The sequence below is a fragment of the Streptomyces sp. NBC_01237 genome (assembly GCF_035917275.1).
Classification (GTDB): Bacteria; Actinomycetota; Actinomycetes; order Streptomycetales; family Streptomycetaceae; genus Streptomyces.
In genome coordinates, this window is the sequence record NZ_CP108508.1 from 1,907,698 (window position 1) to 1,921,517 (window position 13,820).

Annotated in this window: 13 protein-coding genes; 5 read left to right on the forward strand and 8 right to left on the reverse strand. The window is 70.5% G+C overall.

What is annotated here, in order from left to right; genetic code table 11:
- Window positions 1–3 precede the first annotated feature (3 nt).
- On the forward strand, window positions 4–783 hold the full coding sequence (locus OG251_RS08455) for a transglycosylase SLT domain-containing protein (RefSeq protein ID WP_326676573.1): 780 nt from the start codon (window positions 4–6) through the stop codon (window positions 781–783).
- Window positions 784–916: 133 nt separating this feature from the next.
- Here the strand turns inward: OG251_RS08455 and OG251_RS08460 are convergent, their stop codons facing one another.
- A complete protein-coding gene (locus OG251_RS08460; protein WP_326676574.1) occupies window positions 917–3,496 on the reverse strand; it encodes an ABC transporter ATP-binding protein/permease in 2,580 nt (859 codons plus the stop codon).
- Between the two features lie 387 nt (window positions 3,497–3,883).
- Between OG251_RS08460 and serB the strand changes: the two genes are divergently transcribed.
- Complete coding sequence (gene serB / locus OG251_RS08465) at window positions 3,884–5,140, forward strand: phosphoserine phosphatase SerB (RefSeq protein WP_073720175.1); 1,257 nt, start codon at window positions 3,884–3,886, stop codon at window positions 5,138–5,140.
- 112 nt (window positions 5,141–5,252) lie between these two features.
- On the opposite strand, the gene OG251_RS08470 is transcribed toward serB, so the two are convergent.
- The 4 genes from OG251_RS08470 to OG251_RS08485 form a co-directional block, all read right to left on the reverse strand.
- Window positions 5,253–5,771: a SixA phosphatase family protein gene (locus OG251_RS08470; RefSeq protein ID WP_326676575.1), complete on the reverse strand. Its 519-nt coding sequence runs from the start codon at window positions 5,769–5,771 to the stop codon at window positions 5,253–5,255.
- Between the two features lie 134 nt (window positions 5,772–5,905).
- Window positions 5,906–6,112 carry a hypothetical protein gene (locus OG251_RS08475; protein ID WP_073720177.1) on the reverse strand — a complete coding sequence of 69 codons (207 nt, stop codon included), beginning with the start codon at window positions 6,110–6,112 and terminating at the stop codon, window positions 5,906–5,908.
- A 139-nt stretch (window positions 6,113–6,251) separates the two neighbouring features.
- On the reverse strand, window positions 6,252–6,368 hold the full coding sequence (locus tag OG251_RS08480) for an SGM_5486 family transporter-associated protein (RefSeq protein ID WP_266808408.1): 117 nt from the start codon (window positions 6,366–6,368) through the stop codon (window positions 6,252–6,254).
- Between the two features lie 17 nt (window positions 6,369–6,385).
- A complete protein-coding gene (locus OG251_RS08485) occupies window positions 6,386–7,669 on the reverse strand; it encodes a CynX/NimT family MFS transporter (RefSeq protein WP_326676576.1) in 1,284 nt (427 codons plus the stop codon).
- 188 nt (window positions 7,670–7,857) lie between these two features.
- On the opposite strand from OG251_RS08485, the gene OG251_RS08490 reads away from it, so the two are divergent.
- A complete protein-coding gene (locus OG251_RS08490; RefSeq protein WP_326676577.1) occupies window positions 7,858–8,532 on the forward strand; it encodes a FadR/GntR family transcriptional regulator in 675 nt (224 codons plus the stop codon).
- Window positions 8,533–8,565: 33 nt separating this feature from the next.
- Here OG251_RS08490 and OG251_RS08495 read toward each other — a convergent pair whose 3' ends face one another.
- From OG251_RS08495 to fabG, 3 genes are all read right to left on the reverse strand, one after another.
- Window positions 8,566–8,937, reverse strand: a complete 372-nt coding sequence (locus tag OG251_RS08495; protein WP_326676578.1) for a hypothetical protein — start codon at window positions 8,935–8,937, stop codon at window positions 8,566–8,568.
- A 189-nt stretch (window positions 8,938–9,126) separates the two neighbouring features.
- Window positions 9,127–9,894 (reverse strand): enoyl-ACP reductase FabI, encoded by a 768-nt coding sequence (fabI, locus tag OG251_RS08500; protein WP_326676579.1) that lies wholly within the window; start codon window positions 9,892–9,894, stop codon window positions 9,127–9,129.
- Window positions 9,895–9,899: 5 nt separating this feature from the next.
- Window positions 9,900–10,619 carry a 3-oxoacyl-[acyl-carrier-protein] reductase gene (fabG, locus tag OG251_RS08505; RefSeq protein WP_073720182.1) on the reverse strand — a complete coding sequence of 240 codons (720 nt, stop codon included), beginning with the start codon at window positions 10,617–10,619 and terminating at the stop codon, window positions 9,900–9,902.
- Between the two features lie 239 nt (window positions 10,620–10,858).
- Between fabG and OG251_RS08510 the strand changes: the two genes are divergently transcribed.
- Complete coding sequence (locus tag OG251_RS08510) at window positions 10,859–12,382, forward strand: TldD/PmbA family protein (RefSeq protein WP_073720183.1); 1,524 nt, start codon at window positions 10,859–10,861, stop codon at window positions 12,380–12,382.
- Window positions 12,379–13,773, forward strand: coding sequence for a metallopeptidase TldD-related protein (locus tag OG251_RS08515; RefSeq protein ID WP_326676580.1), 1,395 nt, complete (start codon window positions 12,379–12,381; stop codon window positions 13,771–13,773). Before OG251_RS08510 ends, OG251_RS08515 begins: the two co-directional genes overlap by 4 nt.
- Window positions 13,774–13,820: the final 47 nt, after the last annotated feature.

Consider the following 13,820-nt stretch of genomic DNA (forward strand, 5'->3'; position numbering starts at 1 on the left):
TGTATGTCCGCGTCCAGCATTCCCGGCCGTCGCCGTCGTCTGAACAAGACCCAGAAGCTCTCCGTCGCCGGTGTTTCCGCACTCGGCGCCGCCGCCCTCGTGTTCTCCCTCGTCCCGTCCAACGCCGAGGCCGAGAGCACCCCCGCGGCCCTGTCCGCCGCTCCGGTGGCCTTCACGTCGGCCGGCAGCGTCCCGCAGGCCAAGACCGTGCAGGCCAGCATCATCGAGCAGCACTCCACCGCCGAGCAGCTGGTGAAGGCCGCCGACGCCGTGAAGGCCAAGGCCGCGGCGGTGAAGGCGAAGGCAGCGGCCGACGCGCAGGCGAAGGTCAAGGCCGCCGCCGAGGTCAAGGCCAAGGCAGCCGCCGAGGCGAAGGCGAAGTCCGCCGCGAAGGCCAAGGCCGACGCGAAGAAGCGCACCGCCCAGGCCGCGAGCCGCTCGGCCGCACGTACCCCCGTCTTCGCCAACAACCTGGACGGATGGATCAAGGAAGCCCTCTCCATCATGAAGGCCAAGGGCATCCCCGGCTCGTACGACGGACTGCACCGCAACATCATGCGGGAGTCCACCGGCAACCCGAACGCCATCAACGGCTGGGACATCAACGCCCAGAACGGCGTCCCCTCGATCGGCCTGCTCCAGATCATCAAGCCGACCTTCGACGCCTACCACGTCTCCGGTACGCCGCACAGCCAGTACGACCCGGTCGCCAACCTCACCGCCGCGGCCAACTACGCCGCCGACAAGTACGGCTCGATCGACAACGTCAACAGCGCGTACTGAGCCACCCGCGCAGCGCCCGGACGGCGCGCTCGCGTCCCACGTCTCATGCCGGAGGGCGGCACCCCGTGCGGGGTGCCGCCCTCCGGCGTCGTGCGTCGCGTGCCGCGCCGTGCGCCGCGTACGTGCGAGCGGGTTACTTGCGCATGACCTCGGGCTCGTGGCGGCGCAGCAGGCGCGCGACCGCGAAGCCGCAGATGAGGCCGAGTACCACCAGCACCGCGATGTTCATCCCCCACTGGCCCGCCGTGTGCTCCCACAGCGGGTCGAGGTCGGTCGGGTTCTCCGGGTCCCACGGCGGCATCAGGTGCGCCAGGTCGAGCGTCGTACCGGCCGCGGCCATGGCCCAGCGGGACGGCATCAGCCAGGCGAACTGCTCCAGGCCGGGCGACCCGTACACCTGGAAGAGCACGCCGGTGAAGACGACCTGGATGATCGCGAACATGACCAGCAGCGGCATGGTCTTCTCGGAGGTCTTCACCAGCGAGGAGATCACCAGGCCGAACATCATCGAGGTGAAGCCCAGCGCGATGATGGACAGGCAGATCTCGACGGCCGGGGGCATGATCAGGCCCTCTTCCGGCAGATCGCGGGTGGCGAAGCCGATGCCGCAGATGATGACGCCCTGGAGGGCCGTGATCACGCCGAGGACGATCACCTTGGACATCAGATAGGCGGAGCGGGACAGGCCGGTGGCCCGTTCCCGTTCGTAGATGACGCGTTCCTTGATCAGTTCTCGTACGGAGTTGGCGGCACCGGAGAAGCACATGCCGACCGCGAGGATCAGCATGATCGTCCCGGCCTTGCCGTTGAACCGGGACGGCGGTGTGGGCGCCGCCAGGCCGAACTCCGCCGGAATGACGACGCTGACCACGCCGAGCACCGCGGGCAGGATCACCATCAGGCCCATGAAGCCCTTGTCGGACGCGATCACCGAGACGTAGCGGCGGATCAGCGTCCACAGCTGCGTCGTCCAGCCCTGCGGCTTCGGCGGGCGCAGCTGCTGCGGCGGCGGCATGTGTACGGACTGTGCGGCGACGGCGTCGATGTCCGCGGCGTACATCTGGTAGTGCTGCGAGCCGCGCCAGCGTCCCGCCCAGTCGTAGTCGCGGTAGTTCTCGAACGCGGAGAAGACATCGGCCCAGGTGGTGTAGCCGAAGAAGTTGAGTGCCTCCTCCGGCGGGCCGAAGTAGGCGACGGAACCGCCCGGGGCCATCACCAGGAGCTTGTCGCAGATCGCCAGCTCGGCCACGGAGTGCGTCACGACCAGGACGGTGCGCCCGTCGTCCGCGAGGCCGCGCAGCAGCTGCATGACATCGCGGTCCATGCCCGGGTCGAGGCCGGAGGTCGGCTCGTCCAGGAAGATCAGCGAGGGCTTCGTCAGCAGCTCCAGGGCCACCGAGACGCGCTTGCGCTGGCCGCCGGAGAGCGAGGTGATCTTCTTGTCCTTGTGGATGTCGAGCTTCAGCTCGGCAAGCACTTCGAGGATCCGGGCCTGGCGCTCGGCCTCGGTGGTGTCCGCGGGGAAGCGGAGCTTGGCGGCGTACTTGAGCGCCTTGGTGACGGTGAGTTCCTTGTGCAGGATGTCGTCCTGCGGGACCAGACCGATGCGCTGCCGCAGCTCGGCGAACTGCTTGTAGAGGTTCCGGTTGTCGTAGAGGACGTCACCCTGGTTGGCGGGCCGGTAGCCGGTGAGCGCCTTGAGCAGGGTGGACTTGCCGGACCCGGACGGGCCGATGACCGCGATGAGCGACTTCTCCGGGACGCCGAAGGAGACGTCCTTGAGGATCTGCTTCCCGCCGTCGACCGTCACCGTGAGGTGGCGGGCGGAGAAGGAGACCTCACCGGTGTCGACGAACTCTTCCAGCCGGTCGCCGACCAGGCGGAACGTCGAGTGACCGACACCGACGATGTCGTTCGGGCCGAGGAGCGCGGAGCCGGACTTGTGGAGCGGCTGACCGTTGACGTACGTACCGTTGTGGGATCCGAGGTCACGGATCTCGAAGCGGCCGTCGGGCGTCGCGCGGAACTCGGCGTGGAGGCGCGAGACCTGGAGGTCGGAGACGACCAGCTCGTTCTCCAGCGCACGGCCGATCCGCATCACCCGGCCGAGGTCCAGCTGGTGGAACGTGGTCGGGCTGCGGTCCCCGTAGACCGGCGGCGCCCCCGCGGCGCCACCGTGTCCCTGTGCCGGGGCCTGCTGGTGCGGGACCTGCGGCTGGGCCTGAGCCTGTTGCGGCTGGGCCTGCTGCCACGCCTGCTGCTGTGGCTGGTGCGGGGCGGGGCCCTGCTGACCCGGCCAGCCCGCGCCGCCCTGCTGCGGGGCCTGGTACGGAGCCTGGTGGGGCTGCACGGGGGCCTGCTGGGCTCCCGCCGCCTGGCCGCTGTGGAGGCCGGCGCCCGCGGCGGCCGCCGCACCGGTGAGGCTCAGCCGAGGTCCGTCGGTGGCGTTGCCCAGGTGCACCGCGGAGCCGGGACCGATCTCCAGCTGGTGGATCCGCTGCCCCTGCGCATAGGTGCCGTTGGTGCTGCCGTGGTCCTCGATGAACCAACTACCGCCCCTCCAGCTGATCGTGGCATGCCGCCACGACACCCTGGCGTCGTCGATCGTCAGGTCTCCCTGCGGATCGCGTCCAAGGGTGTACGACCTGGATGGATCGAGCGTCCAGGTCCTTCCATTCAATTCCAGTACGAGTTCCGGCACTCCGCGCCCCACTAGTTGTCCCCCGAGTTACCCCCGTTGCAGGGAGTCTAGGGATGCTGAACATCGTGGGGAACTATTCCAGGAGCAGTCCCCGTTCCGAAAGTCGGGCGGGTGAAGACAGGGCGGAGACCTGCGCGGACGCATCCCGGCCCCGGGAAAAAGGGGCCCGGAGTTCAGGAATGGCCATGAATGCGTACGAATCATGAGCAGACGGTCCGATGCCGCACATCCCGGCCGATGGTGACGGCCCCGGAATATCCGCGCGGCCCCGGCGCCCGGTCATGCCGCACACCCCCTGCCGGGCATTTTGTCCGCGATCGCCGTAAGCCCGCGCCCTTTCGTCCGGTACGCGGGACGGGCCTGGGGGCCGGGCCGCAGGACCGATACGGTGGGCACACCATGAGCGCATCTCAGCCCCCTCAGCCTCCCCTGTCTCCTGAGCCGCCCGAGTCCCCTCAGGGCAGCGACGCACCCACTCTTCTCGTCAAGATCTTCGGGAAGGACCGCCCCGGCATCACCGCCGGGCTCTTCGACACCCTCGCCGCGTACTCCGTCGACGTCGTGGACATCGAGCAGGTCGTCACCCGTGGCCGTATCGTCCTGTGCGCCCTGGTCACCGCCCCGACCGCGGGCGGTACGAGCGCGGGCGACCTGCGGGCGACCGTCCACAGCTGGGCCGACTCGCTGAAGCTGCAGGCCGAGATCATCTCGGGCATCGGTGACAACCGGCCCCGCGGTGACGGCCGTTCCCATGTGACCGTGCTGGGCCACCCGCTCACCGCGGAGTCGACCGCCGCCATAGCGGCCAGGATCACGTCGACCGGCGGCAACATCGACCGGATCTTCCGGCTGGCGAAGTACCCGGTCACGGCCGTCGAGTTCGCGGTGTCCGGTACGGGGACCGAGGCGCTGCGGACCGCGCTGGCCACCGAGGCCGCGGAGATCGGCGTGGACGTCGCCGTCGTGTCGGCCGGGCTGAGCCGCCGGGCTCAGCGGCTGGTCGTCATGGACGTGGACTCCACGCTGATCCAGGACGAGGTCATCGAACTCTTCGCGGCGCACGCGGGCTGCGAGGCCGAGGTCGCCGAGGTGACCGAGCAGGCGATGCGCGGCGAGCTGGACTTCGAGCAGTCGCTGCACGCCCGGGTGGCGCTGCTGGCGGGCCTGGACGCGTCGGTGGTGGACAAGGTGCGGGCCGAGGTGCGGCTGACGCCCGGCGCCCGCACCCTGATCCGTACGCTGAAGCGGCTCGGGTACCAAGTGGGGGTGGTCTCCGGCGGGTTCACCCAGGTCACGGACGACCTCAAGGAACGTCTCAATCTCGACTTCGCCTCCGCCAACACACTGGAGGTCGTCGACGGGAAGCTCACCGGCCGGGTCGTGGGTGACATCGTGGACCGGGCGGGCAAGGCCCGGCTGCTGCGCAGCTTCGCCGAGCAGGCCGGGGTGCCGCTGGCCCAGACCGTGGCGATCGGTGACGGTGCCAATGACCTGGACATGCTGAACACGGCCGGCCTCGGCGTCGCCTTCAACGCGAAGCCGGTGGTGCGCAGGGCCGCGCACACCGCGGTGAACGTGCCGTTCCTCGACACCGTGCTGTATCTGCTCGGCATCACGCGCGAGGAGGTCGAGGCGGCGGACGGCCTGGTCGACTGACCGGGAGCGGACGCCTAAGAGCGTAAGGGCCCCCGTCACGCGCACGGCGCGTGACGGGGGCCCTCCTCTTCTGCTGGGGGCCGCCGCTGCGGGACCCGGCCGTTGCCCGTACTCAGTCGTTGGGCGTCCAGTACTCGGTGAGCTTGCCGGACCCGAGCTCCACGCTCTTCCAGGAGCCGGAGAACTCGACCACGGCATAGGCGGCGGTCGGGAAGCCGTCCCTGGTCATCCTGGCCAGGGTGTCCGCCTCGGCGGAGCCCGAGAGAGCGTCGGCGGCGCCGTGCATGCCCGGGTTGTGCCCGATGACCAAGAGGTTGCGCACCTCGTCGGGGGTCTCGTTGAACAGGGCGACCAGTTCGCCGAGGGACGCGTCGTACAGCCTCTCCTCGTACACGGTCCTGGGGCGCTGTGCGAACTCGTGGACCGCCAGCTTCCAGGTTTCGCGTGTCCTGGTGGCGGTCGAGCACAGGGCCAGATCGAAGTCGATGCCGGAATCGGCGAGCTTTCGGCCCGCCACGGGCGCGTCCTTGCGGCCGCGCTCGGCGAGCGGCCGCTCATGGTCGGACGCTTGCGACCATTCAGCCTTGGCATGCCGGAGAAGGACGATCCTGCGAGGTGTATCGACGCTCATACACCTCAGCTTCGCACGAAATGCGCCCTCCGGCGCAGGGTGTTGACGCGCGGGCCGAAGCGGTTCGGCACCGCGGCCCCCGGCGTGGATCCTTCGGCGGGACTGCCTGTCACGGCGGGACACGGGACAGCCTGTCAGCGGGACAGCAGGGCGATGACGCGCTCGATCAGCTGCCCGATCGCGGGGTCTCCGGAGGCGGCCTGGGCCTGGCCGGGGTTCACGATCAGCATCAGGAGCGCGGCGAACGCCACGGCGGGCAGAGCGATGCCCCACCAAGGCAGCCGGATGTCGGCACTCCCCGCGGCCTGGCGGTGGGAGCTGGTGTGCGTACGGGCCGACATGTCCGCCTCCGTGGGGCATCGGTTCTGATACCCCGAACCTACGGATCGCACGGTGCCGGGCCCATCCGGTGACCCACCCACTTCACCCTGACCCTGGCCCCCTAGGGGATGGGGGGCTGTCCCCACCCCCCGGGGTTCGTCAGGGGGAGGCGATCGAGGCGATGACCCCGATGATCACCGTCACGAGGAGCATCGCCCCGAAGACGAGAAGGAGTTTCTTCTGACCGTTCTGGGGATTCGGATCGAGCACTGGCATGGGGCCAGTCTCGCATCTCAGCATTCGTCCTCGATCGTCCGGTCCCGGCCGGCCAGCACTCCGGCTACCATCTGCGGGATCATCAGACCCGCCATCAGGGCGATCGGCAGGCCCCAGCCGCCGCTGTGCTGGTACAGGACGCCGACGAGCAGCGGGCCGGGGATCGAGATCAGATAGCCGGTGGACTGGGCGAAGGCGGACAGCCTGACCACACCCGCGCCGGTCCGGGACCGCATGCCGATCATGGTGAGGGCGAGCGGGAAGGCGCAGTTCGCGATGCCGAGCAGCAGCGCCCAGGCCCAGGCTCCGGCCGCGGGGGCGAGGTAGAGCCCGGCGTAGCCGATGAGGCCGCAGAAGCCGAGGACGACGACGATCGGGCCCTGGTGCCGCATCCGGCCGGCGACCCGGGGGATGACGAAGGCGAGCGGTACGCCCATGGCCATGGTGACCGCGAGCAGGACGCCCGCGGTACCGGCCGAGACTCCGGCGTCCCGGAAGATCTGCGGCATCCAGCCCATGGTGATGTACGCGGCGGTGGCCTGGAGGCCGAAGAAGCAGGCGAGGCCCCAGGCGGTCCGGCTGCGGGTGATCCTGAGGGCGGGTGTCGCCGCCTGCTGCCGGGAGGTCTGCCCGGGAGCGCTGTGCCGGTCCCGTACGAGCGGGATCCACGGCAGGACCGCGGCGGCGGCGAGCACGGCCCAGATCGCCAGCCCGGTCTGCCAGTGGCCGCCCAGCGCGTCGGTCATGGGCACGGTGACCGCCGCCGCGAGCGCGGTGCCGAGGGCCAGGGCCATGGAGTAGAGGCCGGTCATGCTGCCGACACGGTCGGGGAACCAGCGCTTGACGATCACCGGCATCAGGATGTTGCTGACGGCGATGCCCATGAGGGCGAGGGCGCTGGCGGCGAGGAAGCCCGCCGTGCCGCCGATGAAGGGGCGGATGGCCAGGCCGGTGGCGATCGCGACCATGCCCGCGCAGACGACGGCGCCCGCGCCGAAGCGACGGGCCAGACGCGGGGCCATCACACCGAAGACCGCGAAGCAGAGCGGCGGTACGGAGGTGAGCACACCGGCGACGCTGCCGCTCATGTGCAGCCCGTCGCGGACCTCTTCCAGGAGGGCGCCGAGGCTGGTGATGGCGGGGCGGAGGTTGAGCGCGGCCAGGACGAGACCGACGGTGACCAGACGCAGCAGCCACGGGGCGGGCCCGTCGGCGGCCTTGAGGGTCTGCGGGGCCGGTGGAACGGCGGGGTCGCGGGCCTCGGTGGCGTGGTTCAGGGTCTGGGTCTCGTCGTCCGGCATGAGGACATCATAGAATCATGGGATGATTGATTGTCCAATCGATCGGCGCCCCCCCCCGTTCGCCTGCCAGAATCGCGGGACCGCACGGTTCGGCTTCACGGTTCGGTTCACGGGTTCGGGCTTCACGGTTCAGGCTTCATCGATCAGGCTTCACGGTTCAGGCTTCACGATCACGAGCAAGGAGCAGCATGGCGCTGACGTCTCCGCGGCGTTCGGCACTCGCCGACCAGGTGATTGCCCAGCTGAGGAATCAGATCACCTCGGGCGAGTGGCCCGTGGGCGCGCGGATTCCCACCGAACCCGAGCTGGTCGAGCAGCTCGGAGTGGCCCGTAACACCGTCCGCGAGGCGGTGCGCGCGCTGGCGCACAACGGGTTGCTGGACATCCGGCAGGGCTCCGGCACCTATGTCATCGCCACCAGCGAGCTGGCCGGGGTGATGCACCGCCGGTTCGCGAGCGCCGACCCGCGCCACATCGCCGAGCTGCGTTCGACGCTGGAGTCCTCGGCGGCCCGGCTGGCAGCCGTGCGGCGCACCGAGCGGGATCTGAAGCAGCTGGACGCGCTGATGGCGCGGCGCGAGGAGACCTGGGCCGCGGGTGATGCCGAGGCGTTCGTCGCGGCGGACGCGACCCTGCACCTGGCGGTGGTCGCGGCCTCGCACAACGACGTACTGACCGAGCTGTACGCCGACCTCGGCGATCTGCTGCGCGACTATCTGCGCGGCGATGTGGGCCCCGAGCTGCGGCCGGAGAACCATATGGACCATGCGCGGCTGGTCGAGGCGATCCGGGCCGGGGACGCCGAGACGGCGGCGTCCGAGGCCGCGGGGCATGCGCTGACCTGCCTGGCGGACCGGGTCTAGGGGCTGTCCGGCCCGGGGCCCTCGGCCCCGGGCTCAGGCCGGGCCCGGACGGTGGCTGACCCAGGCCGTGGCGACCTCTTTCCAGCAGCGGTCGTCGAGCCGTACGGTCCGGCCCGGCTCCACCGCGACCGCCGCGCCGTCCGCGTCGATGTCCCACCAGCGGCCGCACTCGGTGTGCAGCTGCACCAGGTCGGTGGAGGGGTACGGGTTGTGGCAGTAGGCGACGACCCGGGAGCCCTCGACCGTCGTACGGCACTCCGAGCCCGCGGGTTCGGGTTCGGGGGCGGCCGGAGCCGGTCCGGCGGAGGCGCCGTTCGCGGCCTGGACCCCGACGGGGACGGCCAGGCCGACGGCGATCACGGAGGCGGCGAGCAGGACCCGGGTTCGGCGACGCGTGGGGCGCACAGCGATCTCCCTCCCGCAGCCTGACAATAAGTCCGGTTCCTCCACAGTCTGCGGTGGATCGCCCATCTTTTCGACTTGAGCGCCCGGCAGAACGGCCTCGGCCGCGTATCGCCCCCGGAACACCGGGCAGGGATACGCGGCCGAGGCCGTACGCGGGAAGGAACGCGCGGGAAGCGTTGCCGGGAGCGGTCAGGCGCCCATCATGTGCACGCCGCCGTCGACGTGGATGATCTCGCCCGTCGTCTTCGGGAAGAAGTCCGAGAGCAGCGCCACGACACCGCGGCCGGCCGGCTCCGGGTCGGCCATGTTCCACGCCAGCGGGGAGCGGTGGTTCCAGACGTCGGCGAGCTCCGAGAAGCCGGGGATGGACTTGGCGGCCATGGAGCCGATCGGTCCGGCCGAGATCAGGTTGCAGCGCAGGCCGTCCTTGCCCAGGTCACGGGCGAGGTAGCGGGAGGTGGCCTCCAGCGCCGCCTTGGCCGGGCCCATCCAGTCGTACTGCGGCCAGGCGTACTGGGCGTCGAAGGTGAGGCCGACGATCGAACCGCCCTCGCTCATCAGCGGCTTGCAGGCCATGGCCAGCGACTTCAGCGAGAACGCCGAGACGTGCATCGCGGTGGCGACCGACTCGAACGGGGTGTTGAGGAAGTTGCCGCCCAGCGCGTCCTGCGGCGCGAAGCCGATGGAGTGGACGACGCCGTCCAGCGAACCGAGCTCGTCGCGGACGAGACCGGCGAGGCGGTCCAGGTGCTCGGTGTTGGTCACGTCCAGCTCGATGACCTTGGCCGGCCGGGGCAGCTTCCGGGCGATGCGCTCGGTCAGCGTGGGCCGGGGGAAGGCCGTCAGGATGACTTCGGCACCCTGCTCCTGGGCCACCTTCGCGGTGTGGAACGCGATGGACGACTCCATCAGCACCCCGGTGATCAGGATGCGCTTGCCGTCGAGAATTCCGCTCATGGTGATCAGTGACCCATGCCCAATCCGCCGTCAACGGGGATGACGGCTCCAGTGATGTACGACGCGTCGTCGGAGGCGAGGAAGCGCACCGCGGCGGCGATCTCCCCGGGCTGCGCGTAGCGGCCGAGCGGCACCTGGGACACGATGCCCTTGCGCTGCTCCTCGGTGAGCGCCTGGGTCATGTCGGTGTCGACAAAACCGGGCGCGACGACGTTGAAAGTGATGTTCCGCGAACCGAGCTCACGGGCCAGCGAACGGGCGAAACCGACCAGACCGGCCTTGGACGCGGCGTAGTTGGCCTGTCCGGCCGAGCCGAGGAGACCGACGACGGAGGAGATCAGGACGACGCGGCCCTTCTTGGCGCGCAGCATGCCGCGGTTGGCGCGCTTGACGACCCGGAAGGTGCCCGTGAGGTTGGTGTCGAGTACGGACGTGAAGTCCTCCTCGGACATCCGCATGAGCAACTGGTCCTTGGTGATACCGGCGTTGGCGACCAGTACCTCGACGGGACCGTGCTTCTCCTCGATCTCCTTGTAGGCCTGCTCCACCTGCTCGGCGTCCGTGATGTCGCAGCGGACCGCGAGGCAGCCCGCCTCGGTGAGGACCTGGGGCGGCTCGCCGGAGCGGTAGGTGATCGCGACCTTGTCGCCGTTGTCGGCGAAAGCGCGGGCGATGGCGAGGCCGATGCCCCGGTTTCCTCCGGTGACGAGAACCGAGCGGCTCAACGGATCACCCTTTCCTTGGCGGTCTGGTACATCGAAAACCTATCGGTACCGCGCACCGATCGAGGAATCGGCCTCCGACAGCGCGGTCCCCGAGGTGCTGTGGGGTTCCTACAGTCCGGCCCCGGGTACCACCGGGCCCGGTGGTACCCGGGGATACCCGGGGTACGGCTCGATATCCCCCGGTGCGGTCACCCTCCGGCGTGGTTCACTGCCGTGGTGTATCGAGAAGGGAATCCCCTGTGCCCCATGAGGTAGATCAGTCGTTCCTCGCCCTGCCGCTGCGCGCCCTCGCCGACGCGGCGCTGGCGCGCGCCCGCGCGCTGGGCTCCGTGCATGCCGACTTCCGGTTCGAACGGGTGCGCAGCGCGTCCTGGCGGCTGCGGGACGCCCGGCCCGCCGGGGCGTCGGACAGTACCGATCTCGGGTACGCGGTGCGGGTCGTGCACGGCGGGGCGTGGGGTTTCGCCTCGGGTGTCGACCTCACCATGGACGCGGCGGCGAAGGTGGCCTCGCAGGCCGTCGCCATGGCGAAGCTGTCGGCGAAGGTGATCGCGGCGGCGGGTTCGGACGAGCGCGTGGAGCTGGCGGACGAGCCGGTGCACGGTGAGCGGACCTGGGTCTCCGCGTACGACATCGACCCCTTCTCCGTACCGGACGAGGAGAAGGCGGGGCTGCTCGCGGAGTGGAGCGCCGGGCTCCTCGGCGCCGACGGCGTCGCGCACGTCGACGCGTCCCTGATGACCGTCCACGAGAACAAGTTCTACGCGGACACCGCGGGCACCGTCACCACCCAGCAGCGGGTGCGGCTGCACCCCCAGTTCACCGCCGTCGCGGTGGACGGGACGACGGGTGAGTTCGACTCCATGCGGACGATCGCGCCGCCGGTGGGCCGGGGCTGGGAGTACCTCACCGGCACCGGCTGGGACTGGGCCGCGGAGCTGGAGCGGATCCCCGGGCTGCTGGCCGAGAAGATGCGCGCGCCGAGCGTCGAATCGGGGACGTACGACCTGGTCGTCGACCCGTCGAACCTGTGGCTGACGATCCACGAGTCGATCGGCCACGCCACCGAGCTGGACCGCGCGCTGGGGTACGAGGCGGCGTACGCCGGGACCTCGTTCGCCACGTTCGACCAGCTGGGCAAGCTGGCGTACGGCTCCCCCGTGATGAATGTGACGGGCGACCGCACGGCCGAGCACGGGCTCGCGACCATCGGGTACGACGACGAGGGCGTCGAGGCCCAGTCCTGGGACCTGGTCAAGGACGGCACGCTGGTGGGCTACCAGCTGGACCGGCGGATCGCGAAGCTGACGGGTCTGGGCCGGTCCAACGGGTGCGCGTACGCGGACTCGCCGGGCCATGTCCCCGTACAGCGCATGGCCAATGTGTCGCTGGCGCCGGATCCCGGCGGACTGTCCACCGAGGACCTGATCGGCGGGGTGGAGCGCGGGATCTACGTGGTCGGCGACCGCTCCTGGTCGATCGACATGCAGCGATACAATTTCCAGTTCACCGGGCAGCGCTTCTTCCGGATCGAGAACGGCAGGCTCGCCGGTCAGCTGCGCGATGTCGCCTACCAGGCGACGACCACGGACTTCTGGGGCTCGATGGAGAAGGTCGGCGGCCCGCAGACCTACGTGCTGGGCGGCGCGTTCAACTGCGGCAAGGCCCAGCCGGGGCAGGTCGCGGCGGTCTCGCACGGCTGCCCCTCCGCCCTCTTCCGGGGCGTGAACATCCTCAACACGACGCAGGAGGCCGGACGATGAGCCGCGTCAGCAAGCCGTACGAGATCGTCGAGCAGGCCCTGGCCCTGTCCACCGCCGACGGGTGTGTCGTCATCGCGGACGAGAGTTCCTCCGCCAACCTGCGCTGGGCCGGCAACGCGCTGACCACGAACGGCGTGACCCGGGGGCGCTCCCTCACCGTCATCGCCACGGTCGACGGTGCCGAGGGCACGGCCTCCGGTGTGGTGTCCCGGTCCGCCGTCACCGCGGACGACCTGGAACCGCTCGTACGCGCCGCCGAGGCGGCCGCCCGCGGGGCCGGTCCGGCCGAGGACGCGCAGCCGCTGGTCTCCGGGGTGCCCTCCTCCCCCGACTTCACGGACGCACCGGCCGAGACGGGTTCGGACGTCTTCGCCGACTTCGCCCCGGCGCTCGGCGACGCGTTCGCCCGCGCCCGGTCCGGCGGCCGGGAGCTGTACGGGTTCGCCAACCATGAGATGAACTCGACGTACCTGGGTACGTCGACGGGGCTGCGGCTGCGCCACGACCAGCCGAACGGCACGCTGGAGCTGAACGCCAAGTCCCCCGACCGGACCCGGTCGGCGTGGGCGGGCCGGGCGACCCGGGACTTCAAGGATGTCGACCCGGCGGCCATGGACGCGGAACTGGCGCAGCGCCTGCGCTGGGCCGAGCGCCGTATCGAACTGCCCGCCGGGCGGTACGAGACGCTGCTGCCGCCGACCGCCGTGGCCGACCTGCTGATCTACCAGCTCTGGTCGTCCACCGCGCGGGACGCCACCGAGGGCCGCACGGTCTTCTCCACGCCCGGTGGCGGGACCCGGCTCGGCGAGACGCTGTCGCCGCTGCCGCTGACCCTGCGCAGTGATCCGCACGCGCCGGGGCTGGAGGCGGCGCCGTTCGTGATCGCGCACACCTCCGGGGACAGCGGCTCCGTCTTCGACAACGGGCTGCCGCTGGCGTCGACGGACTGGGTGAAGGAGGGCCGGCTGGAGCGGCTGACGACCACCCGGCACACGGCGGGCCTGACCGGGCTGCCGGTCGCCCCGCCCATCGACAACCTGCTGCTCGACGGGGGCGGTGAGCGGTCGCTGGAGGAGATGGTGGCCGCGACGACCGGGCGGGCCCTGCTGCTGACCTGCCTCTGGTACATCCGGGAGGTCGACCCGGCGACGCTGCTGCTGACCGGGCTGACGCGGGACGGGGTCTATCTGGTGGAGGACGGTGAGGTGGTCGGCGAGGTGAACAACTTCCGGTTCAACGAGTCGCCGGTCGATCTGCTGTCCCGGGCGTCCGAGGCGGGGCGCACCGAGAAGACGCTGCCGCGCGAGTGGGGCGACTGGTTCACCAGGGCCGCGATGCCCGCACTGCGCATCCCGGACTTCAACATGAGCTCGGTCAGCCTGGGCGTATGACCCGCCTAGACTGGCTCGGAGATCTCCATCCCGATTGATCACGAAGG

What these genes read in the sequence shown, in the direction of transcription:
- OG251_RS08475 (WP_073720177.1), bottom strand. Translation starts at nt 6,112, where the DNA reads ATGTCGGCCCGTACGCACACCAGCTCCCACCGCCAGGCCGCGGGGAGT.
- OG251_RS08480 (WP_266808408.1), bottom strand. Translation starts at nt 6,368, where the DNA reads ATGCCAGTGCTCGATCCGAATCCCCAGAACGGTCAGAAGAAACTCCTT.
- OG251_RS08455 (WP_326676573.1), top strand. Translation starts at nt 4, where the DNA reads ATGTCCGCGTCCAGCATTCCCGGCCGTCGCCGTCGTCTGAACAAGACC.
- OG251_RS08515 (WP_326676580.1), top strand. Translation starts at nt 12,379, where the DNA reads ATGAGCCGCGTCAGCAAGCCGTACGAGATCGTCGAGCAGGCCCTGGCC.
- OG251_RS08470 (WP_326676575.1), bottom strand. Translation starts at nt 5,771, where the DNA reads ATGAGCGTCGATACACCTCGCAGGATCGTCCTTCTCCGGCATGCCAAG.
- OG251_RS08490 (WP_326676577.1), top strand. Translation starts at nt 7,858, where the DNA reads ATGGCGCTGACGTCTCCGCGGCGTTCGGCACTCGCCGACCAGGTGATT.
- OG251_RS08485 (WP_326676576.1), bottom strand. Translation starts at nt 7,669, where the DNA reads ATGCCGGACGACGAGACCCAGACCCTGAACCACGCCACCGAGGCCCGC.
- fabI (WP_326676579.1), bottom strand. Translation starts at nt 9,894, where the DNA reads ATGAGCGGAATTCTCGACGGCAAGCGCATCCTGATCACCGGGGTGCTG.
- serB (WP_073720175.1), top strand. Translation starts at nt 3,884, where the DNA reads ATGAGCGCATCTCAGCCCCCTCAGCCTCCCCTGTCTCCTGAGCCGCCC.